The 24,687-nt window shown below is 63.8% G+C and carries 24 protein-coding genes; 15 read left to right on the plus strand and 9 right to left on the minus strand.

The genetic code is table 11. From position 1 onward, the window contains the following. The first annotated feature begins 56 nt into the window (after nt 1-56). The 4 genes from QM596_RS23645 to QM596_RS23660 are packed head-to-tail and all read left to right on the plus strand — an operon-like array spanning nt 57 to nt 4,971. On the plus strand, nt 57-692 hold the full coding sequence (locus QM596_RS23645; RefSeq protein ID WP_020968862.1) for a TetR/AcrR family transcriptional regulator: 636 nt from the start codon (nt 57-59) through the stop codon (nt 690-692). Nucleotides 693-701: 9 nt separating this feature from the next. Then, a complete protein-coding gene (locus tag QM596_RS23650; protein WP_283310032.1) occupies nt 702-2,117 on the plus strand; it encodes a hypothetical protein in 1,416 nt (471 codons plus the stop codon). A gap of 13 nt (nt 2,118-2,130) precedes the next feature. Then, complete coding sequence (locus QM596_RS23655; RefSeq protein WP_283310034.1) at nt 2,131-3,543, plus strand: hypothetical protein; 1,413 nt, start codon at nt 2,131-2,133, stop codon at nt 3,541-3,543. A 48-nt stretch (nt 3,544-3,591) separates the two neighbouring features. Continuing rightward, entirely contained in the window at nt 3,592-4,971 is a 1,380-nt protein-coding gene (locus QM596_RS23660) for a hypothetical protein (RefSeq protein WP_225320317.1), read from the plus strand. Here the strand turns inward: QM596_RS23660 and QM596_RS23665 are convergent. After that, on the minus strand, nt 4,928-5,353 hold the full coding sequence (locus tag QM596_RS23665; RefSeq protein WP_243617366.1) for an NUDIX hydrolase: 426 nt from the start codon (nt 5,351-5,353) through the stop codon (nt 4,928-4,930). The two genes, QM596_RS23660 and QM596_RS23665, sit on opposite strands and share 44 nt — an antisense overlap. 190 nt (nt 5,354-5,543) lie before the next feature. Between QM596_RS23665 and QM596_RS23670 the strand changes: the two genes are divergently transcribed. Genes QM596_RS23670 through mnhG form a run of 6 tightly spaced genes read left to right on the plus strand, consistent with a single transcriptional unit; the run spans nt 5,544 to nt 11,883 of the window. Then, a complete protein-coding gene (locus QM596_RS23670; protein ID WP_019744494.1) occupies nt 5,544-8,381 on the plus strand; it encodes a Na+/H+ antiporter subunit A in 2,838 nt (945 codons plus the stop codon). Then, nucleotides 8,378-9,010: a Na(+)/H(+) antiporter subunit C gene (locus QM596_RS23675; RefSeq protein WP_019744495.1), complete on the plus strand. Its 633-nt coding sequence runs from the start codon at nt 8,378-8,380 to the stop codon at nt 9,008-9,010. Before QM596_RS23670 ends, QM596_RS23675 begins: the two co-directional genes overlap by 4 nt. Beyond that, complete coding sequence (locus QM596_RS23680) at nt 9,007-10,707, plus strand: Na+/H+ antiporter subunit D (protein WP_029254784.1); 1,701 nt, start codon at nt 9,007-9,009, stop codon at nt 10,705-10,707. The genes QM596_RS23675 and QM596_RS23680 overlap by 4 nt, the downstream gene beginning before the upstream one ends. Next, nucleotides 10,704-11,276, plus strand: coding sequence for a Na+/H+ antiporter subunit E (locus tag QM596_RS23685; RefSeq protein WP_003945063.1), 573 nt, complete (start codon nt 10,704-10,706; stop codon nt 11,274-11,276). Before QM596_RS23680 ends, QM596_RS23685 begins: the two co-directional genes overlap by 4 nt. Continuing rightward, the gene (locus QM596_RS23690) at nt 11,273-11,542 is read left to right on the plus strand and encodes a monovalent cation/H+ antiporter complex subunit F (protein WP_003945061.1); all 270 of its coding nucleotides are present in this window, start codon (nt 11,273-11,275) and stop codon (nt 11,540-11,542) included. The genes QM596_RS23685 and QM596_RS23690 overlap by 4 nt, the downstream gene beginning before the upstream one ends. Then, nucleotides 11,539-11,883, plus strand: a complete 345-nt coding sequence (gene mnhG / locus QM596_RS23695; protein WP_003945045.1) for a monovalent cation/H(+) antiporter subunit G — start codon at nt 11,539-11,541, stop codon at nt 11,881-11,883. The genes QM596_RS23690 and mnhG overlap by 4 nt, the downstream gene beginning before the upstream one ends. Here mnhG and QM596_RS23700 read toward each other — a convergent pair. From QM596_RS23700 to napA, 5 genes are all read right to left on the minus strand, one after another. Beyond that, nucleotides 11,849-13,216: a phosphatase PAP2 family protein gene (locus QM596_RS23700; protein ID WP_021333973.1), complete on the minus strand. Its 1,368-nt coding sequence runs from the start codon at nt 13,214-13,216 to the stop codon at nt 11,849-11,851. The genes mnhG and QM596_RS23700 overlap by 35 nt on opposite strands. Nucleotides 13,217-13,321: 105 nt before the next feature. Beyond that, nucleotides 13,322-14,446 (minus strand): glutamate--cysteine ligase, encoded by a 1,125-nt coding sequence (locus tag QM596_RS23705; protein ID WP_283310036.1) that lies wholly within the window; start codon nt 14,444-14,446, stop codon nt 13,322-13,324. A gap of 90 nt (nt 14,447-14,536) precedes the next feature. After that, the gene (gene sodC / locus QM596_RS23710; protein ID WP_020906693.1) at nt 14,537-15,238 is read right to left on the minus strand and encodes a superoxide dismutase[Cu-Zn]; all 702 of its coding nucleotides are present in this window, start codon (nt 15,236-15,238) and stop codon (nt 14,537-14,539) included. A gap of 95 nt (nt 15,239-15,333) precedes the next feature. Next, complete coding sequence (locus QM596_RS23715; protein ID WP_021333972.1) at nt 15,334-15,930, minus strand: LytR C-terminal domain-containing protein; 597 nt, start codon at nt 15,928-15,930, stop codon at nt 15,334-15,336. A 53-nt stretch (nt 15,931-15,983) separates the two neighbouring features. Beyond that, complete coding sequence (napA, locus tag QM596_RS23720) at nt 15,984-16,334, minus strand: nucleoid-associated protein NapA (RefSeq protein ID WP_007730120.1); 351 nt, start codon at nt 16,332-16,334, stop codon at nt 15,984-15,986. Between the two features lie 244 nt (nt 16,335-16,578). On the opposite strand from napA, the gene QM596_RS23725 reads away from it, so the two are divergent. From QM596_RS23725 to QM596_RS23735, 3 genes are read left to right on the plus strand one after another with little or no spacing between them, the layout of a single operon-like run. After that, nucleotides 16,579-17,178 carry a peptide deformylase gene (locus QM596_RS23725; protein WP_019744501.1) on the plus strand — a complete coding sequence of 200 codons (600 nt, stop codon included), beginning with the start codon at nt 16,579-16,581 and terminating at the stop codon, nt 17,176-17,178. Nucleotides 17,179-17,188: 10 nt separating this feature from the next. Next, the gene (locus QM596_RS23730) at nt 17,189-18,130 is read left to right on the plus strand and encodes an N-acetylglutamate synthase, CG3035 family (RefSeq protein ID WP_420803294.1); all 942 of its coding nucleotides are present in this window, start codon (nt 17,189-17,191) and stop codon (nt 18,128-18,130) included. A 16-nt stretch (nt 18,131-18,146) separates the two neighbouring features. Next, complete coding sequence (locus tag QM596_RS23735; protein ID WP_003945060.1) at nt 18,147-18,947, plus strand: exodeoxyribonuclease III; 801 nt, start codon at nt 18,147-18,149, stop codon at nt 18,945-18,947. 44 nt (nt 18,948-18,991) lie between these two features. On the opposite strand, the gene QM596_RS23740 is transcribed toward QM596_RS23735, so the two are convergent. Continuing rightward, complete coding sequence (locus QM596_RS23740; RefSeq protein ID WP_223257849.1) at nt 18,992-19,423, minus strand: GNAT family N-acetyltransferase; 432 nt, start codon at nt 19,421-19,423, stop codon at nt 18,992-18,994. A gap of 248 nt (nt 19,424-19,671) precedes the next feature. Here QM596_RS23740 and thiC point away from each other — a divergent pair, with 248 nt between their 5' ends. Together thiC and thiD are read left to right on the plus strand one after the other, a co-directional pair. Beyond that, on the plus strand, nt 19,672-21,303 hold the full coding sequence (gene thiC, locus QM596_RS23745) for a phosphomethylpyrimidine synthase ThiC (protein WP_283310040.1): 1,632 nt from the start codon (nt 19,672-19,674) through the stop codon (nt 21,301-21,303). Then, on the plus strand, nt 21,300-22,142 hold the full coding sequence (thiD, locus tag QM596_RS23750; RefSeq protein ID WP_003945044.1) for a bifunctional hydroxymethylpyrimidine kinase/phosphomethylpyrimidine kinase: 843 nt from the start codon (nt 21,300-21,302) through the stop codon (nt 22,140-22,142). Before thiC ends, thiD begins: the two co-directional genes overlap by 4 nt. A gap of 4 nt (nt 22,143-22,146) precedes the next feature. Here the strand turns inward: thiD and QM596_RS23755 are convergent, their stop codons facing one another. Both QM596_RS23755 and QM596_RS23760 read right to left on the minus strand, forming a co-directional pair. Beyond that, nucleotides 22,147-22,998, minus strand: coding sequence for an adenylate/guanylate cyclase domain-containing protein (locus tag QM596_RS23755; RefSeq protein WP_047268851.1), 852 nt, complete (start codon nt 22,996-22,998; stop codon nt 22,147-22,149). A gap of 113 nt (nt 22,999-23,111) precedes the next feature. After that, a complete protein-coding gene (locus tag QM596_RS23760) occupies nt 23,112-24,563 on the minus strand; it encodes a M20/M25/M40 family metallo-hydrolase (RefSeq protein WP_192712084.1) in 1,452 nt (483 codons plus the stop codon). Nucleotides 24,564-24,687: the final 124 nt, after the last annotated feature.

The following is a 24,687-nucleotide window of genomic DNA, read 5'->3' on the forward strand; positions in this document are numbered from 1 at the left end:
CGGAGAGTCTCGTGCAACTGACCCGTGAGAGCCCCCGCGGCACTAGGATCCCGGTAATGACAGATACCTCCGGCAGACTGACGCTGCGAGAGAAGCAGAAGCAGCGAACCCGCGCAGACCTCGTGGATGCCGCCGGCGCGCTCTTCACCGAACGCGGATACGCGGCTGTCACCGTCGAGGACATCGCCGGCCGGGTCGGTTGCAGCCGCGCCACCTTCTACCTGCACTTCCCCGGCAAGATCGACATACTCAAGGCCCTCGGCTCGAACACGGTCGTATCCAGCACGCTCGCGATATTCCAGGATCTCGACCACGTACTCGATTCCGGTTCGCGCGAAGAATTCGCCGGCTGGATCAACCGCGCTCTCGACTGGTGCCGCGATCACCACCACATGATGCGGGCGTGGGACGAGGCCATGGTCCTCGAACCCGAATTCCGAACACTGGCCCGCGAAGGCATCTCTGCACTGCCCAACGCGATGCCGTCGTACCTGGCACGCTGGCCGCAGAGCCGACACGACGAGGCGAAACTCCGGGTCGAGCTCCTGCTGACACAGATCGAGCGCTTCTTCATTCGGTGGGCGGAACAGGGCGCGATCACCGCGGGTGCGGACGTCGCGGCAGACGTTCTCACCGACATCTGGTTTCCGGCACTCACGCCGCCCACGACCGATGTTGCGGCGCCGCGATAGGTTGGCCCGATGCCACTCGACCTTCGAGCGATCCTCACCACCGTCGCTGCACTCCTGTCCGGGATACTCGCGGCGCTGGCCCTGACCAATCCCGTTCTTCGCGACTGGGCCATCGTGGCCTCCCCGTCGGAAGTAGATCGCTGGATCAGCAGCGGACCGACTGCTGTCGGACTCGGCGCCGTGATCGCCGTGCTTGCCTGCGCCCTCTCACAACGTCGCGGGTCCCGTCGGGCGGCGTGGATCGCGATCGCCGCCGGCGTCGCCGTCATCGCGATCGTTCGGGCAGTCGTACCCGAAGTTGCGTCACTGGACCTGTTGATCGCCTTGATCATCGTCAAAAGTGTTGCAGCGGGCACCATTCTGGGCTGCGTGGTTGCCGTCAGTTGGGACCGCACTGCCACGAAGAACGCGACACTCCTCGGCGTGCTCGCCACCTTCCTCGCGATCCGCACGTTCGCCGGTGGGACAGCCAGGATGACGACGTCTTCGGTGGGTGAGCCGTCGTGGTGGCTGATCGGCGCCACGGCCGCAGCAGCAATCGCCTGTGCAGTGACCGCGCAAGCCGGCTTCCGGATTCGCAAGCCGGACTCGGGTGAAATCCGCATCGCTCTCGTGGTGATCACCGCGCTGGCGATCGGGCATCGAGTGCTCGGCGCCGTGATCGACCGCCAGCAATACGCGTCTGAGGCGACCGCCTGGATCGTCATGGTTTTGGCGGCAGGCGCTGCGCTCGCCTTGACGTGGATCGCCGCTTACCGCCTCGGCGACGCCTCCGGTGCTGGTGGCAAGTTCCTCTGGGCGGCAACCGCACTGGCCGCTGCGTCGGCCCCGCTCTTCGTCGACATCGCGAAGGGTTCCGGCCACTGGGGAGACCTGAAGTCCCCTTGGGTACTGGTGCTTTTCGCGGCCCTGCCGGTTGCCGTCGGATTGAGACTGCACAAGCAGGTGCCAAACTTCGTGCCCATCGCCGTTCTCGTTGCGGTTCCACTGTCAGAACTACTGCCCTTCGACTCCGCGCACGGCGTCTGGTCAATCGCGCTGAAGATCGCCGCGCTGGGCCTCGCCGCCGGTTTACTGTTCGGTTCCCTTGCTCCCGGCAGCCTCGTCGACGCCACACTCGGACTCGCCATTCCCTTTGCCGCGATGACCTTCTCGTCGATCGCCATTCTCACCGATCAGCTCACCGCGCCGCCAGAGTTGACAGCGGCAGACATTCAGCGATTGATGGAACTTCCCATCCCGGCGCACGTCAGCGCCAACGGAGGACTATTCGGACGCGGAATAGGCATCACCATCGACTACGTCACCCCTCAGACCGTCGGCACTGCAATCCTCTTCGCCCTGATCATCGGATTCTGTGGTGCGGCGATCCTTCGACGATCCCACCCACCCGTCGAGGTATCGGAACCCACCGAGACCGCCTGATCGGGACAGACCGATGACCATCGACCTCCGGTCATGGACCGGCGCCCTCGCGGCCTTTCTCTCGGGAATCCTTGCCGCCGTGGCGCTGACGAACCCAGCGCGAATGAGATGGCCTGTTACCGAACCGCAGTCGAAGATCGACCAATGGATCAGCAGCCAATCCACCAGCGTCGTGGTGGGCGCCATCGTCGCCGTAGGGGCCTGCGCGTATCTCCAGCACCGCGGTTCTCGCAGGCGTGCGTGGGCGTTTGTGTACACGGGCGTCGTAGTGTTGATTCTGATCAGATTCCTCGTCGCCGAAGAAGTCGGTCTTGATCTGCTGAGCGTTCTGGGTTTCGCCAAAACCATTGCAGCCGGACTCATCCTGGGCGGCGCTGTCGCCGCATCGTGGGACAGCCGCCTCGGACGCAACCTGCTGATCATTGGCGTGGTGTCGACGTGGTTGGCCGCGCAATCGTCCACCGGCGATTTGATACCCGTCAGCACGTCGTCCATCGGCGAACCTGCCTGGGCACTTCTGTTGCTGACCCTGATCTGCGCAGTGGCGTGCGCAGTGACAGACGACTCCGAATTGCGGATCAGCGAAAGCGAACCGGGCGTCGCCGCAGCCGCTCTGGCAGTTGTCACCGGCCTCGCTGTCACCCAACGGATTCTGAGTTCGGTCGTCGACCGGCAAGAGAACCCACCGACGTTTTCGGGTTGGCTGGTCATGGTCGCGTCCACCGTCGCCGTCCTCACCCTGACCTGGTTCTGTGTGAGGAGACTGGACACAACTTCAGGCAGTGGCGGATTCCTTTGGGTTGCAACCGCTGTTGGAGCCGCCGCCACGACGGTGTTCGCGGATCTGACCGACCGCTTCTTTCTCGACGGTGACCGAACCTCGCCGTTGGTGATCGCTGCCCTCGCGATCATCGCGGTCGTCTTCGGCTTGTCGCGTTCCCGACACCGGGATCGCACGATCGCAGGTCTGGCTCTGCTGGCTGCGATCCCGTTGTCGGAGTGGATCTTCGACGGCGAACACGAACTTGCTCTACTGCTCCGCATTGTCGCGCTAGGCGTCGGGTCGGGATGGCTGCTCGGATCCGTACTGCCGTCGAATCCCGTCGCAGCGACGCTGGGGTTGACGATTCCTTTCACTGCCCTGGTCTTCATGTCGATCGGGCAGCACGAGATCGAGACAGTGTCGTCAACGTACGTCCGGCACGATCCGCCCTCGACGTACGTCGAGTACAACTCTGAATTGCGAGCCTACCTCGACGCGAGCGAGCCCGACGCAGCCTTCCGGGCCGAGGCCGCGACCATTGCCTACGCGTACGAGGCGCCGCCACGCTCCGACGGCGCGGCACTCCTGATGTGTGTAGTCGTCGTCGCCACCGGGATCGCGCTCCGCCGCCGCAGCCCCGTTGACACACCGTCACCGGACTGAGACCTCCTATTGCGGTGCAACTGGTACCGGATTGACTATTTTGGAGCAGTGCCCATCGCCCGCAGGACGCTGCTCGTCGCACTGAGTGGTGTGACGGCATTCGTCGTCACCGTCGTCGCTTTGGCACCGTTCGTGAACAGCCAGTCGACGTCGATTTCGACGGGCGACCGATTCTGGTCCATCTCGACCATCGGCGCAGGCGTCTTGGCTGTCGTCGCGGTCGGGACAGCCGCGATGATGGCCCGTTGCCGATTGCGGACCGCGGCCATGACGGTCTTCGGTGGGCTCCTCCTCGAACTGCCCGGGCTCTACGATCACAACTTCGAGGCACTCTCACCCGTCGGTGCGGGAGTCGCTGTCGGCGCGGTGACGGTTGCTGCCGCTCCCCGGGTTCGAGCTGCCTCGGTCGCGGGAACGATTGTGGCCGTGCATGTCTCGGATTCACTCCTGGACGAAGACGCAATTCCTCGGCGGTACGCGGACTACATCGCCGACAACACCAACCAGTTTCAACCACCGGTGTTGGGGGCAACACTGCTCGCGCTCGCTTTGGCCGCCGCCTGCGTCGCCGCGTTCTGGTTCCACGATTTCGACAAGGACCACCCCAAGGAACGGATGGCCGTTCGGCCGGTGACTATCGCGGCGGTGCTCACTCTCTTCGGGGTCGCGGCGAATTGGTGGTTCGAGATCACCACCGTCACGGCGGCCGTACCCCTTCTACTCGTCGCGCTCGTAATCACGGTGATCTGCGCGCGGGTGCTGGGCGATGGCGGTCGAATCCTGCTGATGTGTACCGCCGCCGTCGCAACTCTGGCGGCGGTGTCGGCGAACCGTCCCGCAACCGAAGCTATGGAATGGTCGAAAACCCCCGCCTCGACCGCCGTCGTGATCGGCGTCGTCATCGTCGCCGCGGCAGCAATCGGCGCGATCGCTCCCTCGCGGGTCGTCGGCTACGGATTGCTCCTGGCGGTGACGGTCGCCGGGATCGTCAGCTACGCCACGTCGCCGTCGCCGAAGATCGGTGACGTTCTCACGATCAGCGATCTTCTTGTCGCCTTCACCTCTGCGGTCGTCACGTACGCGATCGCCAGCGCGATGTACCGAGAGCCACCGCGGACCGGAGCGTCACGAGCCCTCGTCGGACTCGGTGTCATCTTCGGCCCGACGGCGCTGGCCCTGCTCGTCTATCCGCAGTTCGACTACGGATGGACGGCGTACACGCCGCTCGACGAGAACAAGCCGTTCAACGGCATCACGACGGTCGGCCCGTTCGAAATCTCGACCGACATCCTGATACTCGACGCCGTGGCACTGATCATCGTGGCCGTCTGCGCCTATGCAAGTCTGCGCTTGGGGCGAGTCAATCGATCCGGACCTCCGCCGATCAGTCGATCAGATCCATCGACGCCAGGCGATGGAACACTTTGAGCGATCCCGGCGCCACCTCGTCCATCGCTGCGTACTCGGTGAGCGTGAAATAGCGGAACTCGGCGATCTCGCTGGTCGGGTGCGGGTCTCCGGCCATCTCCGCCAGATAACAACTCATGTGCAGGCCCGTGTCCGCGGAATGTCCGAAAGCGTGAGCCTCGAAGACGTCGAGGAACGTGACCGTCCCGTCGACCAGATCGACGTCGAGTTCCTCCCGAATTTCGCGGTGCAGTGCCTGCTCGGGCGTCTCACCCGGGTCGATCTTTCCGCCGGCCATGTAGAACGCGGTCTTGCCCACGGAGCGGGTCTGGATCAGCTTGCGGTCACGAATGTGCGCAAGGGCGGCGGTACGGATGATCGTGGTGGGAGTCGACGAATTCACGTCGTCCAACCTACGTGTATCAGCGAGTGCCGATGATGTCCGAATCGACTCGCTGCACATCGAAACTGCCACGCCCGGTAATATGTACGCAAAGACAACCTCTCCGACAAGGTGAATTGTCTCGTTAATCCGATAGGTTCGATTTTGTTCGGACACCCCGCCGCCCGCTGACAACACGACGGAGTGCCTTTTGCTCGCTATCTTGCTTGCCCATGCCGTTGCCGCCCTCTTGGCTCCGCTTGTGGTGCGCAGGTTAGGGCGAAACGGCTTCTTCCCCCTCGCGATAGTCCCCCTCGCCAGCCTCGGCTGGGTCATCGACAAATGGGGCACCGTCGAGACGCTGCACATCACCTGGGTTCCCGGCCTGTCGATGGACATCGACTTCAGGTTCGACGCGCTTTCCGCCATCATGGCCGTGCTCGTCCTGGGCGTCGGCACGCTGATCCTGATCTACTGCGCCCGCTACTTCAACGACGACGAACCTCGACTCGGCATCTTCGCCGCCGAGATGGTCGCCTTCGCGGGTGCCATGTTCGGACTCGTGACCAGCGACAACATGCTGCTTCTCTACGTGTTCTGGGAACTGACGACCGTCTTGTCGTTCCTGCTCGTGGGTCACTACGCCGAACGCGCCACCAGCCGCCGCGCCGCGACCCAGGCACTGCTGGTCACCACCGCCGGTGGTCTGGCGATGTTGGTCGGTATGATCATCCTCGGCCAGGTCGGCGGCAGCTACAACCTGTCCGAACTGGTCGCGAACCCGCCGACGGGATGGCTCCCGTCCGTCGCGATCGTCTTGATCCTGATCGGTGCGCTCTCCAAATCGGCAATCGTGCCCCTGCACTTCTGGCTGCCAGGTGCGATGGCCGCGCCCACCCCAGTCAGCGGTTATCTTCACGCGGCCGCAATGGTCAAGGCCGGTATCTACCTCGTCGCGCGCCTGGCTCCCGGGTACGCCGATTCGCCGCCGTGGCGCATCACCATCATCAGTTTGGGTCTGCTGTCGATGATCCTCGCCGGTTGGCGAGCCATGCGCGCGTACGACCTCAAACTCGTCCTCGCCTTCGGAACCGTCAGCCAACTCGGCTTCATGATGGTCCTGGTCGGCATAGGCACGCGTGACGCCGCCCTGGCCGGCATGACGATGGTCGTGGCGCACGCGATGTTCAAGGCCGCACTCTTCATGGTCGTTGGCATCATCGATCACACCACCGGCACCCGTGACCTGCGCAAACTTGCTCACCTGGGTAAAGCGGCACCCGCTCTCGCGATCATCGCGAGCCTCGCTGCCGCCAGCATGGCCGGTCTACCACCGCTACTCGGATTCGTCGGCAAGGAAGCCGCACTCGAATCAGTTCTCGAAACGAACGCGCTCGGCCACTGGTCGTCGATCGCCGTCGTCACGGTGATCGTGTTGGGCTCGATCCTGACCGTCGGCTACAGCGTCCGGTTCATCTGGGGAGCCTTCGGACGCAAGACCTTGAGCAAGCCGAGTCCGGCCGTGAGCAAGATGCACAAGCCGGGTTGGCTGTTCCTGTTCGCGCCCGGCCTACTCGCGGTTCTCGGTCTGGCCGCCGGCATTCTCTCGCCCCAACTCGAGAAGCTGCTGACGCCGTACTCGACCACGCTGGCCCCCGGACCTCACGCCGACTACCACCTCGCGCTGTGGCATGGATTCAACACTCCGCTGCTGCTCACCTGCATCGTCATCGCCGGCGGCATCGCGCTCTACATCGCGCAGCGTCAGATCAGCCGCCTGCATTTCGAGCACCCGCCGCTCGGCAACGCCGACCGTATCTACGACGCGACCCTGCGCGGCATGGACACCATCTCGATGCGCCTGACCGGTGCCACTCAGCGTGGTTCGCTCCCCCGCACGCAGTCGACGATTCTTGCGACGCTGGTCGTGGTGCCACTGTTCCTGCTGATCATCGACACCGATGGCGGCGGAGTCGACCTTCGGATGTGGGATTCACCCATCCAGTTCACTATCGCGCTGATGATGATTTCGGCCGCCATCGCCGCGACGCTGATGCGCAACCGACTCGCCAGCGTCATCCTCGTCGGACTCACCGGCTACGGCTGTGGCGTGTTGTTCGCGCTGCACGGCGCACCCGACCTCGCGCTGACCCAGTTCCTCGTCGAAACCTTGACCCTCGTGATCTTCGTGCTGGTACTGCGGAAGTTCCCCGCAGAGGTCGACGAGAGCAAGGCAATCGGCTTCAAGTGGCCGCGTGCGGCACTCGCCGTCGCGGTCGGTATCACCGTCACCACCATCGCGGCCTTCGCGACCAATGCGAGAAACACTCGTCCGATCTACGAACTGCTTCCCGACGCGGCCTACGACCTGGGCAACGGCAAGAACGTCGTCAACGTCCTACTCGTCGACATCCGCGCATGGGACACGCTCGGTGAGATCTCGGTGCTGCTGGTCGCGGCAACCGGCGTCGCCAGCCTCGTGTTCCGCAACCGCCGCTTCGGTATCGCGCCGCGAGTCGCGGACGCCCCCTCCGTCATCGTCGACAAGGCAGCCGCCAACTCGGACACGACGTGGTTGCGCGGCGGAGACCTCATCGATCCTCGACACCGTTCGCTGGTTCTCGAGGTCACCACGAGGTTGATCTTCCCGACCATCATGGTGTTGTCGATCTACTTCTTCTTCTCCGGTCACAATGCCCCCGGCGGCGGTTTCGCCGGAGGCCTGACGGCGGGCCTCGCCCTCGTGCTGCGTTACCTCGCCGGTGGCCGCTACGAACTCGGTGAAGCCGTACCCATCGACGCGGGCAAGATTCTCGGCCTCGGTTTGGCGCTAGCCGCGGGCACCGCCCTGGTGTCGCTGTTCCTCGGCGCTCCGGCACTCTCGTCGGCTGTCTTCGAGTTCACGCTCCCGCTCATCGGCCACGTCAAACTGGTCACCGCACTGTTCTTCGACCTGGGCGTCTACCTCATCGTGGTCGGCCTGGTCCTGGACGTACTCCGAAGTCTCGGCGCCCGCCTCGACGCAGAAATCGAGGTGAAAGCACCATGAGCGCAAATATCGGAATGCTGATCCTGATCGGCGTCCTCACGTCGGCCGGTGTCTACCTGCTGATCGAACGAAGCATCACCCGGATGCTCCTCGGTCTACTTCTATTCGGTAACGCCATCAACCTCTTGATCCTGACCGTAGGTGGATCGGACGGGAATCCGCCCATCGTCGGCCGAGATTCGGTCCACGAGGAGATAGCGGATCCGCTCGCCCAGGGCATGATCCTGACGGCCATCGTGATCACGATGGGTATCGCCGGCTTCGTTCTGGCACTGGCGTACCGGTCTTACAAGATCAACACCGCCGACGCCGTCGAGGACGATCCCGAAGACACCAAGATCCTCAAGCGTCGCCTGCCTGCCGACGCTCCCGACCACGACCGCTCCGACGACCCGGTCACCGGTGCCCCGAGCATCGGCGGCGACGCATTCGACAAGGACGGAAACCCTATTCCCCTCGAACAACTGGTCAACCTCGAGGACATCGAATGCTACGACGACCTCCACGACGGCGACTTCGAGGACGAACCGGTACCCGACTGGGCCACCGACCTTGCTCGTAAGAAGGAATCCGAGAAGCGGCGCAAAGACGCTCGCCAGACCAAGATCGAGGGAGGTGGCGGCGCATGACCATCTCGGACAACCTGATGGGAGCCCTTGCGCCCCTGCCCGTCCTGATCCCGATGCTGGCCGCAGCTGCGACGCTGGTTGTCGGCCGACGTCCGCGTTTCCAGCGTGTCATCACACTGATCGCGCTCATCGGCGTCGTCGCGGTGTCTGGCTTGCTGCTCTACCTCGCCGACCGCGACGGTACGACGGCCGTTCAGGTCGGCGGCTGGGACTCCCCCATCGGCATCACACTCGTCGTCGACCGTCTCTCGGCGATGATGCTCGTGGTCTCGTCGGTGGTGTTGCTCGCCGTCATGATCTACGCGATCGGTCAGGGTATTCGCGACGGCAGCGAGGCCCAGCCGGTCTCGATCTTCCTGCCGACCTATCTCGCATTGACCGCCGGTATCTCCAACGCGTTCCTCGCCGGTGACCTCTTCAACCTGTACGTCGGATTCGAGGTTCTGCTCGCCGCGAGTTTCGTGCTCCTGACGCTCGGTGCCAGCGCCGACCGCGTTCGGGCCGGTGTCTCGTACGTGATGGTCTCGATGGTGTCTTCGCTGATCTTCCTGGCGGGCATCGCCTTCGCCTATGCGGCGACCGGCACCCTCAACATGGCCGACATGGCCCTGCGCTTCGACAACATTCCGCCGGGCACACGAACCGCCATCTTCGCTGTCCTGCTCGTGGCGTTCGGCATCAAGGCTGCGGTCTTCCCGCTGTCGGCGTGGCTACCGGACTCGTATCCGACCGCGCCCGCACCGATCACCGCCGTCTTCGCCGGGTTGCTCACCAAGGTCGGTGTGTACGCGATCATCCGCGCGCACTCGTTGCTGTTCCCGCAAGGAGAACTCGACAACGTACTGATGGTGTGCGGTCTGCTCACGATGGTGGTCGGCATCATGGGTGCCATCGCGCAGAGCGACATCAAACGTCTGCTCTCGTTCACACTGGTCAGCCATATCGGCTACATGATCTTCGGTATCGCACTGTCCACGACGTCCGGGCTGTCCGGCGCGATCTACTACGTCGCCCACCACATCATCGTGCAGACGACGCTCTTCCTCGTCGTGGGTCTGATCGAACGACAAGCCGGGTCGTCGTCGCTGCGCCGACTCGGCGGTCTGGCGGCCGCCAGCCCGATCCTCGCGATCGTCTTCCTGATCCCGGCACTGAATCTCGGTGGTATCCCGCCGTTCTCGGGCTTCATCGGCAAGGTCGCGCTCCTGCAGGCCGGTGCGGCCGACGCCAGCGCGCTGGCCTGGATCCTCGTCGCCGGCGGCACGATCACCAGCTTGCTGACGCTCTACGCCGTCGCCCGCGTGTGGACCAAGGCCTTCTGGCGAGCCCGCGCCGACGCGCCCGAAGGTGACCTCGCCGACGTCAGCCCGTCAGCACTGATCGACGAGTCCGAAGAGGACATCGCGTTCGTCGACCGCGAGGACGTCGGCAAGATTCCGGTCTTCATGCTGATTCCGACGGTCGGACTCGTCATCGTCGGCCTGGCACTGACGGTGTTCGCAGGCCGGATCATCGACATCAGCGACAGAGCGGCGAAGGATCTGCAAGACCGGTCCATCTACATCGACGCGGTTCTCGGCAACCACCGACCCGTGCCGGTCGACGAAGCTCCCGTCGCTGCAGACGACCCTGCTGTAGCTCCCAGTACCGACGCCCCGAACACCGACGCCCCGAACACCGAGGAGGCTCCGCGATGAAACGCGAACAGGTACTCCGCGTCGGGATCCTGCTGTGGCTGATGGTCGTATGGATCCTGTTGTGGGGCAACATCAGTTTCGGCAACATCTTCGGGGGACTCGCCGTCGGCCTGATCATCATGGTCCTGCTTCCCCTCCCTCGCGTACCGGTAGAGGGTCGGGTACATCTGCTGTCGATTCTGCGCCTGCTGTGGATGATCGTGTACTACGCGATCCAGTCGAGTATCCAGGTCGCGTGGCTGGCGATCCGTCCGTCGCCGCCGCCGGTCACCGGAGTTCTGCGGTACCAACTCGGGATCAAGTCCGACCTGGTTCTCACGCTGTGCATCGACGTACTGAACCTGATCCCGGGCACCATGGTTCTCGAGATCGACCAGAACCGGCGCATCGTCTACGTCCACGTGCTCGACGTCGGATCGCAGAAAGCCGTCAGCGCGTTCTACCGCTCGGTGGAGGATCTCGAACGGTTGTTCATCGCGTCGTTCGAACGTGACTCGGACTGGCAACCCAGCCCATGGCACCAGCGCGACTACGAATTCGATGCACCCCGGCAGGAGGACCAACCATGAACGGGTTCATCACCACCATCTTGATCATTTCCGGAGTGATTCTGCTGATCGCCGCCGTACTGACCACGTTCCGATTGCTCGACGGTCCGAGCTCACTCGACCGCCTCGTCGCTCTGGACACGATCATCGCGGTCTCGATGTGTGGACTCGCCGTCTGGGCCGCGTACAGCAAAGACACCACGATCGTTCCCGCGATCGTGGCGCTGGCACTGGTCGGCTTCATCGGTTCCGTGTCCGTCGCGCGCTTCCGGGTGAGTGACCAGTGATCGGCAACATCCTCGACACGATCGGGGCCATCTCCATCTTCCTCGGCGCGCTGCTCGCGCTGACCGCCGCGGTGGGAATCGTTCGCTTCCCCGACACCCTGCGTCGTATGCACGCGGCCACGAAACCTCAGGTGGTCGGACTGATCCTGGTGCTGATGGGCGCCGTGTTCCTGCTTCGTGGGAGCGTCGACATCTGGATGTTGGTCCTGGTGGGCATCTTCACGCTGCTGACCGCGCCCGTGATCGCGCACAGCGTCGGCCGAGTCGCCTACCGCGAACAGCGCGAAGAGGACGACCTCATGAAGATCAACGAGCTGGAAGACCCGGACTCTCTCCTGTAGCGGCATCCCACTCGCCGTCGCGCTCGCCCCACACCGCAAGTGCAGTGCCGGGGCGGGCGAAGAAGGTGGCGAAGTACGCGACCGACATGAGAACCAGGACAGCCATCAGCAGCGGCCCGAAGATCGCCGGGTACTCGGCCATCTGCACCGCAGCGAACCGGTACGAGAGCAACAACCCCGCGAGTAGTGCCGAGCCACCGATCAACAGACGCACTCGGAACCACCCCCAGCCTCGCTCCGGATCCCGTAGCGCCGCATCGAGGGTCAAGCACAGGACGGCACCGGCAATGAGGTCGACGCCGTAGTGGAATCCGAAGCCGAGCGTCGCGGTCAGGGTCGCAACGAGCCAGAACGATCCCAGGCTGCGAATCCACCACGGTCCGCTGCGCGAGTGGATGAACAATGCGACCGCCCACGCGGTGTGCAGGCTCGGCATGCAGTTTCGCGGTGCGGCGTCGTCGAACGGCAGCGACGACGGTGATGCGAAGTCGAAGTTGGGCACGATGTTCGGCCAGTAGTCACCGATCTGGAATCCGAACCCACGCGGACCGAAGGCGAACACCGGGCCGACCACCGGGAACAGGACGTAGAAGATCGGGCCGATCAGCCCGATGAGCAGGAACGTGCGCAGCAGGTGATGCGACGGCCATCCCTTACGTACTTGATAGAGAGCAACCACGATCACCGCGACCGGCAGTTCGACGTAGATCCAGTCGAGGGCTGCTGCACCGACGGGGCCCATGGCGTCGACGATCTGGCCCATCACCCACGACGGATTCCCGAGAGCCTGGTCGGCGAGGAACACGTACTCGTCCCACACGTCGGTGCCGACGAGAATGGTGATCTCCAGCCACGTCTCGGCAACCTTGGCCGCGATGATGAGCAACGCGCCGAGAGCGACGCCGTGCAGAACGCTGAGTCGACGCTCGCCGGACAACTTCCACACCGCGTACACCGCGATGGCCGTCAGTACCCAGGTGCCGCCGGTGCCCATAGTCAGCGGCCCACCCGAGAACCAGCGAATTGCCCCGACGACCACGTCGATCACGACTGCCGCGGATACCGCGTAGATGCGTTCTTTGTTGTTCAGTCCAACCAGCGCGAGAGCGAGACCCACCCAGGGCATGGTCGCCGAGCGAGGAACGAGGAAGTAGTCACCGAACAGGCTTTCCACCGGACCGAGATAGCCCTTGTACGACGCGAACGCCTGCACACCCAGGACCAGCACGGTCAATGCTGCTGTGCCGATCAGAAGGAGTCGATGAGAACTCGACCACGAACGATCCGACTGTCCGGGTACGCCCCCTCGTTGGGACCAACTGTCTATCAACACCGGACAATAGTAAACGCCGTGTGAACCGAATATGGACGCAGACTGGACAATCGGTCTGTATGCCCGTATTTCGACCCTACGAAACCATGGGCAACACGGAGTGCTCTAAGTACCCAACTCCGCGACCAATGCGTCGACTACCGCAACCAGATCGCCGCCCGTCGCTTCCGAGACACGGCGTTGACGCTGGTAGGAGGCACCGCGACGGGGAATGTCCGCCACCGACGCCAACTCGTCCGCGCAGCCGAGTGAGACCGCAATCGGCGCCAAGTCGTCGAGCAGGCGATCCAGATCGTCAGTGACGAGGCACTCGTTTGCGTCGGAGTCGAGGATGATCTCGGCGTCCAGTCCGTATCTCGCTGCGCGCCACTTGTTTTCCTTGACGTGCCACGGCTGCATGTTCGGCAGAGTCTCACCGGCACTCAGTCTGCGGTCCAGATCGACGATGAGGCAGTGGACCAGAGCAACGAGAGCACCCAGTTCAGCGCGTGTCGAGACGCCGTCGAACACCCGGACCTCGATGGTTCCCCACTTCGGCGCGGGACGGATGTCCCAGTGCATGCCGCCGATCTTGGTGATCACACCGGTCTTCATCTGGTCGTCGATGAACGACTCGTATTCGGCCCAGTTCTCGAACTGGTACGGAAGGCCGGCGGTTGGCAGCTGCTGGAACATCAACGCGCGATTGGACGCATAGCCGGTGTCCACACCGGCCCACATCGGCGAGGACGCCGACAGCGCCAACAGGTGCGGATAGCGCTGCAGCAGTGCGTTGATGATCGGGAAAACGCGATCCGCGGACGAGACACCCACGTGAACGTGCACGCCCCAGATCAGCATCTGCCGACCCCACCACTGCGTGCGTTCGATGAGTTCGTCGTAGTCGGGTGTCCGGGTGACCAGCTGCGTCGACCATTGCGCGAACGGGTGCGTGCCCGCGCTGATGAGGTCGACGCCGAGCGGATTCGCAGCGCGGCGAAGCAGATCCAGTGACCTGTCGAGATCACTCATCGCCTCGCCGACCGTCGAGTGAATACCCGTGACGAGTTCGACGGTATTTCGCAGTAGTTCCTTGGTGATGTGCGGGGTTTCCGAGCCGGCAAGCTCTTCGACCGCCGAAAACACCTCGGCTGCTGTGTTGGAGAGATCTCTGGTCTTGCGATCGACCAGCGCGATCTCCCACTCCACGCCCAGCGTCGGGCGCGGCGAACCTGGAAATGGAACTACCACGCAGAGAATCCAATCACAGTGTCGGTAAAAACACCGTGCTGGCTACTGCGTGGTAGTCGCCGGAAGTGATGCAAAACTCAGGTGAGTTTGTCAGCTCTTGGTGATGACACCGCAAGCGACGCGTCCGCCGGCGTCACCGGTGTCGAGCGTCTGCTGATCCGGTGCCGGCGCGTAACGCGTCGGGATGTTGCCGAAGTTGTCCGCACCGGCATGGATCATGACGGATGTTCCACCGTTTGCGACCAGTTCGTCGACGGTGAACGCGTCGGTCGTGGTGACCAGCGTGGCGGTGCCGTCTTCGAGGACCTGAACCGAAGTGAGGTCACCGCTCGCCGGGTGGCCCGAGTGCCCCTCGGCCTGGAAGTGTCCGCCTGCCGAGAGGAAGTTACCCGGCTCTCCGCCGCTGGGGGCTACGGAATTGGTCTCGCACTTGGCGACCTGGTGAACGTGGAATCCGTGGAAGCCGGGGGTCAGGCCCTTGGCGTCGAGGGTGACCTTGACGTCGCTACCTTCCTGCGCGAACGTGACCGTTCCGACCTTGGCGCCGTCGGTGCCGTTCAGCGTTGCGGTGACAGTCTCGGCAGAAGCGCCGGCGTGAGCCGTCTCGGAACCGTGGCCGCCCGCGCTTTCGTGCGCGCTGGGATCGGCTGCACCGGTCCACACCGGAGGAGTCGTGCCGGGGACGCTGCTGGGCTCTTCGCTGTTACTGCAAGCGGTCAAGCCGAAAGCGGCAATCGCGACTACAGGGGCAACGACGCGCCAGGACATACGCCGGGTGCTGCTGGGGGCCATCGAACCGCTCCTTTGAGGTGGCGAGAAAGTGCTTCTGATCATAACGGCGCGTGTAGTAGCTGGAACCGACGGGTCAGTTCCACCTTCACGACCGGTCAGTTGGAGGTCACGATCACGATCACGCCAGGTGACGCGTTCGCGATGCCGGCGAATCGAGGTTCTGCGGTGACTCCGAGTTCAGCTGCGATCTTCTGCGCCGCTGCCTTCTCCGCCGCGGACGATCCGTAGTACACCGTCGTCGTACTGACGGTGCCCTCGCTGTAGTTACCCGTCTCCTCGACGTTCCAACCTGCAGCCGTCAATTCCTCGGCAGTGCCTGCTGCCAGACCGGAGACGGTGCTGTTGTTGAGAACTCGAACGCTGATATTCGACGTGTCGACGCCGCTCGCGGAGCTGGAAGTCGTGGTCGTCGCAGTTCCCGAGGGACGCGACGTAGTGGTGGTATCGCCCGAAGCGGGTTGCGTCGTCGCTGCCGGCTTGGAAGTGGCAGATGCCGGTGCGGTGGCGCTCGTCGTGGCAGACGCCGAGGATTCGGTCTGCTCTGCTGCGGTGTTCTCGTCGCCCGATCCACCGTCGCTCGATCCACCCAGTGAGGCTGCTCCGAGACCGATGAACACGATCGCCAACGCGATCAACACCATGGCGATTGCGCGAAGCGGAGGTCCGGACGGCTGCTCTTTCGGGGTACTCACGATGTCGACCTTATCGCCAGTGTGTGGACAGCCCGATCATATGTACACGTGATTCAGGTGACCTCGAAGCCGAGGCGACGGGCGGCCCTGGCCTTCTGACGGCTGGCACGCAGACGACGCAGGCGCTTGACCAGCATGGGATCAGCCGCCAAGGATTCGGGGCGATCGACCAAGGCATTGAGAACCTGGTAGTAGCGGGTTGCCGACATGTCGAACAACTCCTTGATGGCTTCTTCCTTCGCACCGGCGTACTTCCACCACTGGCGCTCGAAGGAGAGGATGTCGTGCTCCCGGCGGGTGAGGCCGTCTTCGCCCACCTCGTGCATGCCTGCTGTATCTACTACCGAATCGTCGGCGCCAGTGCCTTCGGACTGGTTCCGACTACGCGCGGTTGCGCCGTCCATGTCACTCCTCGACTGCTGTGCTCGGCGTCAGCGAGACTCGTATGCCCGGTGTTCTTTTCCGACCGATATTCTCGCGGCCGTGAGTTTCCCGGTCCCCTGGCCCGAAGGTAACTCACAATTTCCCCCGCGGCCCACGTTCCGACCGAGCAACGAATTACATCGCTGTTCTTCAGCAACCATTGAACCATGATCGAGTGTGCGGGCCGTGATAACTGCGCGGGCGCGCCGCACTATCCTTGTCCGCATGGCTATCCTCCCCATCCGAATCGTCGGCGACCCGGTACTGCACAAGGCGACAGAGCCGGTCACTCAGTCTCCGGCCGAGATCGCCGAACTGATCGCAGACATGTACGAGACGATGGACGCCGCCAACGGCGTCGGTCTGGCGGCCAATCAGGTCGGCGTTTCACTCCGAGTCTTCGTCTACGACTGCCCCGGTGACGACCGCAGCAGCGAGCGTCGTCGCGGCGTCGTCGTGAACCCGGTACTCGAGACGTCCGAAATCCCCCAGACGATGCCCGACCCGGAAGAAGACTTCGAGGGTTGCCTTTCCGTTCCCGGCGAGCAGTTCCCGACGGGCCGCGCCGATTGGGCGAAGGTCACCGGCACCGACGCCGACGGCAACCCGATCGAGGTCGAGGGCACCGGATTCTTCGCACGGATGCTCCAGCACGAGACCGGGCATCTCGACGGTTTCCTCTACACGGACGTGCTGATCGGCCGCAACGCGCGCGCCGCCAAGAAGATCATCAAGCGTTCCGGTTGGGGCAAGCCCGGTCTGACCTGGACGCCGGGCACCGTCGACGATCCGTTCGGTCACGACGACGACGATTACGAAGACTGAGAATTCCGCTCTGAACGGCAACATTTCGATCGGTAGCCGGGTGGTTTTGCGATACAAGCTCCCACCCGGCTATTCGCATCCCATGACCGACGTCATCGGCATCCTCGAGGGCGCCGATCCCATCGCCGTCCGCAGCGGCGACGGTCGGCTGGTCCAGGTCTCCGCCGATCAGGTGATCGCACTCAAGACTCTCTCGGCCCGCCCGATTCGCATCGGCGAGATTCGAAACCTCGAAACGGCTGCTGCTGCGGCGTGGCCGGGGGTCGAGCAGGCGTGGATCGACGGTTGGTTGCTGCGCGCCGGTCACGGTTTCACCGGCCGCGCCAATTCGGCTTTGCCGCTCGGTGGTGCGGGGACGGTTGCCGGCTTCGACGCGAGCACTTTCGAACGGATACGCCAGTGGTTCGGTGACCGCGGCCTGCCGACCCTGCTGCTCCTCCCCGATCGACTCGGCACCGCTCCGGACGGGTGGACCAGCGAGAAGGAAACCATCGTGATGGCCGCCGATCTGGGCAATGTCACGCTGCCGCTCGGTCCTCCGGTCACCTCGTTCGCCGACCGCCCCGACCACAACTGGCTGTCGACGTACGACGCCCACGGAGATCCGGCGTACGTCGAGGCGGTCCTCACGGCTGTCGTGGGCAGTGCAACTTTCGGCGCGATCGGAAACACCGACACGACGCTTGCCATCGGGCGCGCTGCGCTCACCGAGGCGCCCGATGGCAAGCGCTGGGTAGGACTGACCGGCATTCACGTCGCCCCTGAACACCGTCGTCACGGAATCGGGTCGCTGATCTGCGGAGATCTACTCTCCTGGGGTCGTCAGAACGGTGCGACGCACGCGTACCTCCAGGTTTCGGCGGAGAACTCCGCGGCGATCGCGCTCTACGAGCGGCTCGGATTCGTCGAACACCACCGCTACCGATACGCCACCGATCCTGTCGGCGGCTGACGCTAGGCTTGCCCTCGTGCGCATCGCTACTTGGAACGTCAACTCCGTCCGTGCCCGTACCGACAGGATCATCGACTGGCTCGGTCGATCCGACGTCGACGTCCTGGCAATGCAGGAAACCAAGTGCAAGGACGAGCAGTTTCCGTACGAACGCTTCAAGGAAATCGGCTACGAGGTCGCCCACGTCGGGTTGAGCCAGTGGAACGGTGTCGCCATCGCTTCGCGCGTCGGCCTGGACGACGTGCAGATCGGCTTCGAGGATCAGCCCGGGTTCGACAAGGATCCCGAGGCAGACCCGGTCCGTGAGGCCCGTGCGATCGGTGCCACCTGCGGCGGTGTGCGGGTGTGGAGCCTGTACGTCCCCAACGGCCGTGAGCTGGAAGACCCGCATTACGCCTACAAGCTGGATTGGCTGGCCAAGCTGCGCGACGACGCGGAGGGCTGGCTCAAGCAGGATCCCGACGCGCAGATCGCCCTGGTCGGTGACTGGAACGTCGCTCCTACGGACGACGACGTGTGGGATCCCGCTTTCTTCGAGGGCAAGACCCACACGTCGGAGCCGGAACGAGCTGCGTTCACCGCCTTCACCGAGTCCGGGTTCGCGGACGTCGTTCGCCCGTACACCCCCGGCCCCGGTGTGTACACGTACTGGGACTACACGCAGCTTCGCTTCCCGAAGAAGCAGGGCATGCGAATCGACTTCATCCTCGGCTCTCCGGCATTCGCAGCGCGCGTCGAGGCGGCCGAGATCGATCGAAACGAGCGAAAAGGCAAGGGCGCCAGCGATCACGCTCCGGTGATCGTGAATCTCGGGTAGTTGTAAAGCTCGGAGCCTGATCGTCTGTTTGCAACCTCCGGCGGCTAGTCCTCGACGAGCAGTTCCAGATACTCGGGATGCTCGCCGAGGTACCGCTGAACATAGGTGCACACAGGCCGCACCGACCATTCACGTTCACGGGCGCAGTCCATCGCGAACTGCACGAGTACGGCTGCCAGTCCCTGCCCGCCGTACTCCTCCTTGACGACGGTATGCATGTACGCAACCACGTCGCCCGCTTCGGCTCCGCTCCCCGAAATCTCGTCCTCGTCGCGGTATCCGAGGATGCCGACCAACTCGTCGTCGGAGAGCAGTTCGAATCGTTCGTGCGACGGATTGTCCACGAGCGTGACTTCCGGTGAGGTTCCGGTTCTCGAGTTTTCGATGTCGTTCATTGCGGCGACCTCCACGGCACGATCTGCAACTGCGCGATCTGCGACTGCTGCGTTCGCACGCTCTCCATAACTGTGATCCATGCCACTCATAGAATCAGCTACCGACGACGCTGTCCCGGGTTCGACCAATTTTTGCACCGCGAACGACTCCACCGCAATCGCAGTGAAACGCTTTTTCGGGGTTGAGATAGAGTCGCCCGGTGCCGCTGTGACAGCGGGCACAAATTTCATACAACCACCACGGGGGCTCGCACCAGCGGGCTGAGAGGACGGCTAGGGCCGTCGACCGGATGAACCTGACCGGATAATGCCGGCGTAGGGAGCGCACCATGCAGGAGAAGTCTGTCCGTACGGCTGTTCACGCGACTGTCCACACCGCTGTGACAACCGGCCCGATCGAGGGCAGTAGCAAGCATTACGTCGAATCGGATTCTCTCCGGATCCCACTTCGACGCGTCACTCTCACCAATGGTGAGCATCTGGACCTGTACGACACGTCAGGTCCTTACACCGACACGGACGCCGACATCGACCTCGATGCAGGGCTCCCGACGACCAGGGACACCTGGGAACGCCCGGAAAGCAATCGGACGCAATTGGAATGCGCCCGAGACGGTGTGATCACCCCGGAGATGCGCTATTGCGCTGCACGCGAGGGCGTTTCAGCCGAACTGGTGCGTTCCGAGGTGGCTCGCGGGCGGGCGGTAATTCCCGCGAACCATCGCCACGGCGAGCTGGAGCCGATGATCATCGGCAAGAAGTTCGCCGTCAAGATCAACGCGAATATCGGGAACTCGGCCGTAACCTCCTCTGTTGCAGAGGAAGTCGAAAAGATGGTGTGGGCGATCCGCTGGGGCGCCGACACCATCATGGACCTGTCCACCGGCAAGGACATCCACCTGACCCGTGAATGGATTCTCCGCAACTCACCCGTACCGGTCGGCACGGTACCGATCTACCAGGCACTCGAGAAAGTCAACGGAGATCCCACCGCTCTGACATGGGAAATCTACCGCGACACGGTAATCGAGCAGTGCGAGCAGGGCGTCGACTACATGACCGTGCATGCCGGTGTAAGAATCGGTTACATCGCTCTGACTGCTGGTCGCGTCACGGGAATCGTCTCGCGCGGCGGCGCGATCATGGCCGCGTGGTGCATGCACCACAGGCAGGAATCGTTCCTCTACACCCACTTCGACGAACTGTGCGAGATCTTGCGCCGATACGACGTCACGTTCTCCCTCGGTGACGGGCTTCGACCGGGATCGATCGCCGACGCCAACGACGCCGCCCAATTCGCGGAGCTTCGCACTCTGGGAGAACTCACGCAGATTGCGAAATCCGCAGGAGTCCAGGTCATGATCGAGGGCCCCGGACACGTTCCCATGGACAAGATCGAGGAAAACGTCCGCCTGGAACAAGAGCTCTGCGACGAGGCACCGTTCTACACCCTCGGACCGCTCGCTACCGATATCGCGCCGGCGTACGACCACATCACCTCCGCCATCGGTGCGGCGATGATCGCACGGGCGGGAACGGCGATGCTCTGTTACGTCACACCCAAGGAACACCTCGGCCTGCCCAACCGAGACGACGTGAAAACCGGTGTGATCACCTACAAGATCGCTGCCCATGCAGCAGACCTGGCAAAAGGGCACCCGAATGCACAGGCCCGCGACGACGCACTGTCCAAGGCGCGCTTCGAATTTCGCTGGTTGGACCAGTTCGCTTTGTCACTCGACCCGGACACCGCCAGGGAGTTCCACGACGAGACACTACCGGCCGAGCCCGCCAAGACCGCACATTTCTGCTCGATGTGCGGGCCGAAGTTCTGCTCGATGCGGATCTCGGCGGACGTACGTCAGTACGCGGAAATCCTGGAAGCGGAAATCCCGGAAACCGAGTCTATCCGGACCGAGCTGCCGTTTCCCCAGGTCCGGTCGGTAGGCTCGTCGTCGTGAAGCTGCTGCCCCTGACCCCCGCCGGACAGACCCCGATTCGGGCATTGACCATCGCCGGAACCGACTCCGGTGGCGGAGCCGGCATTCAAGCCGATTCCCGCACGATGGCGATGTGCGGAGTGCACGCCTGCGTGGCCGTCGCCGCAGTGACGGTCCAGAATTCGGTGGGAGTCAGCGGATTCCACGAGATTCCGCCGGAGATCGTCGCCGACCAGGTGCGCGTCGTGGTCTCGGACATCGGCGTCGGTGCGGCGAAGACGGGAATGCTCGCGTCGACGACGATCATCGAAGCGGTGGCCGCGGTTGCCGCCGAGGTTGGGATCGGCCGCGACCGTCCGATTCCGCTCGTGGTCGACCCGGTGTGCGCGTCGATGCACGGCGATCCGCTGTTGCACGAAGAAGCTCTCGACGCGGTCCGCAACACCTTGATTCCGGCAGCCACGGTGGTCACTCCGAACCTCGACGAGGTTCGGTTGATCACCGGTATCGAGGTCGTCGACGACAAGAGCGCCCGCCAAGCGGCAGAAGCGCTGCATGCGCTCGGCGCTCAATGGTCCATCGTCAAGGGTGGCCACCTTCGTACTTCGGAGTTGTCCACCGACCTGTTGTTCGACGGCGACCGTTTCCTCGAATTCAGCAGTGCCCGGATCGACACCGGCAACGATCACGGCGGCGGAGACACGCTGGCTGCTGCGATCACTTGCGCTCTCGCACACGGCTATTCCGTTCCGGACGCGGTGGCGTTCGGCAAAGAGTGGGTGACCAAGTGTCTCGAGGCGTCGTACGACCTCGGCGCGGGACATGGTCCGGTGTCCCCGCTCTGGCGGCTCCAGGTTTAGTGCGCTAGTTCCGGCGCACGCGCCAGATTCCCAGGTCGACGGGAACTCCGTTGGGCGTGGTCGCGAAAAACCCTCGCCGCCATGGCCGGATCGTGAGATCGAGATCCTCCAGGGTGCCGGCTTCGAGTTCCTCGAGAGTTGTCGCCGACATCATGACGTTGCCGTCGCCGCCCAAGCCCATCATCCGGGCGGCGATGGTCACGTCGACGCCGAGCCAGTCGTCACCGATCTGACGCGGGGTACCCGTGTGTAGGCCGACGCGCATGCGCGGGGTGTATCCGTCGAGATCGACTTCCGCGAGCGCGTCCTGCGCGGTGAACACCGCCTTCAAAGCCGCATCCGGGCGAATGAACACTGCCATCAGACCGTCGCCCATCCGTTTGACGACGTGTCCGCCGTTGTCGGTGATCGGAGTTTCCACGGCCTGCGCCACCGCACGCAGAAGGGTCAGCGTCGCGCCGTCACCGGCTGCGAGCGACCAGGTGGAGAAGCCCACCAGATCGGTGAAGACGATGGTCAGTTCTTGATCCCCGCGGCCGCGGCCCATCTTTTCCAGCGCTGCCTGCCAGACCTGCAGTGCTCCGAGGCTCACTTCGCGAGTGGCTGCCGGTTTCTGATCGAGCAATCTGTCAGCGACGCGGGCCACGGCGCGGGCACCGCCGGGGCCGGCGAGCGAGAGCGGGTCCCCGAACCCGGGATCGCCGGGTAATGCCCGCCTGAGCCGCCGTAGCGCATCGATGAGCTGCTGTCGACGGTTCAGTTCTGCCGCAGAATTCAAGACGACGTCGACGACGCCTCGAACCGAGGAGGAAGAAGCACCTGTCGTGTCGGTGTTCTCCGGGGACAGATCAGCCATAACTCAAGCGTAACTCAGAGTTACAGACAGTGTGCTGCCGCGGTTCTCGCACAGTGGCCTCCTGGTCGCTCGCGCAGTCGATCATTCGGTCAGTCGATCATTCGGTCAGTCGATCATTCGGTTCTGGCCTGTGTCCGGGCATCGCCGACGGGAACTCCGTTCGGCCCGCTCAAATCCTGGGCATACGTCGCAACTCCGAAGGCTACTGCAGAAGCGTTGGCAGCGAGCGCTTCGCGATCGATGTTCGCGAGGTTGTCCTGGGCACTGTGGTAGTTCGGGTCGAAGGTCTCCTCCGCTTCTCCGCCCCACTTCTCGGCCTGTGCCGGCGTCTTGCGCTCGTCCGCGCCGCTGAACACTCCGCCCGCCGGGATTCCGATCTCGATGAACGGGCCGTAGTCGGAACGCCCGTCGAAGTCCGTTCCGTCCGCCGCAATCCCCCGATCGGCAAGGAAGTCGACGAAGGTGCGCTCGATGCCCGCCGACCCCTCGGGCCCGGGCCCCTCCCCCACGGCGTCCGAGTTGTCGCCGTCGTAAGCCAGGTATCCGGCGTTGGGCGAACCGAGCATGTCGAAATTCAGGTACAGGGCGATGTCGGCCCGTTCCTGATCGCTCAGACCCTCGACGTAGCGGGTGGAGCCGACCAATCCCACTTCTTCCGCTCCCCAGAAAGCGAAACGCACGGCATTTTCGATGCTCGGTGAGCTTCCCATCTGCAGCGCGGTTTCCAGTACGGCTGCGGTACCGCTTCCGTTGTCGTTGATTCCGGGACCTTCCGGCACGCTGTCGAGGTGGGCGCCCACGACAACCACGTTGTCGGTCGCGCCGGTCTTGGTCTGTGCAATCACGTTGCGCGACTTCGTCGTTTCCGTCGACGTGTCGAGAATCAGCGTGAGGTCTCCGGGCGCTGCGGCAAGAGCCTCGCCCGACGCCTTGCTCACCCCGCCGGTCGGGATGCGGGCGTCTTCGGGTTCACCCAAGGTTGCCCCGCCCAGCATCGCGTCCTCGTTGTTGGCAACCAACAACGCTGCCGCGCCGCGGTCAGCGGCGATCTTCTGCTTGTCGCCGAACGGGCACACTCCGCGGGTGACCAGCACGATTGCACCGTTCACGTCGCGGCCGTCGTAGTCGGTGGCCTCGCAACCGGGGGTCTCGTCGGCGGGAATCGCCACCAGACGCGCCGTGATTCCGGTCGGTCCCGTGGAGGTGGAATATGTCAGCGCCCGCACCGGAACATCGGAGCCGTCAGCGGCTTTCAGGGATTCGGTGCCGGGATCGAAGGAGCTGAAGTCGAATTCCGGGGTGCTGACCTCGAAACCCTTGTCTTCGAGCAGGTTTGCCACGTAGTCGACACTGGCGTCATAGCCGGGGGTACCGGCCGATCGATTGCCCTCGTTGTTGGCGGCGATCTTCTCGAGTTGCTCCAGATGCCCGGTCACGGCGTCGACCGTGACGGTCTCGGAGAATGCAACCGGGTCTGTCGGGACGGCCGCTTCACTTCCCGACGAGCATCCACTCACCACGAGTGCTCCAGCCATTGCGACCACAACCACACCGAAGAGTCTCATCTTCGGAGGATATCGGCCGAAGCACAGGAAAGGGACCCAGTACGAATGGTTTTTCGTACTGGGTCCCTACTCTGCTGTCACTCCTGGTTCTCGGTAGGTCTCCCGACAACACCTACCGAGGGAG

This window comes from Rhodococcus sp. IEGM 1406 (genome assembly GCF_030056745.1).
Taxonomy (GTDB): Bacteria; Actinomycetota; Actinomycetes; order Mycobacteriales; family Mycobacteriaceae; genus Rhodococcus_F; species Rhodococcus_F erythropolis.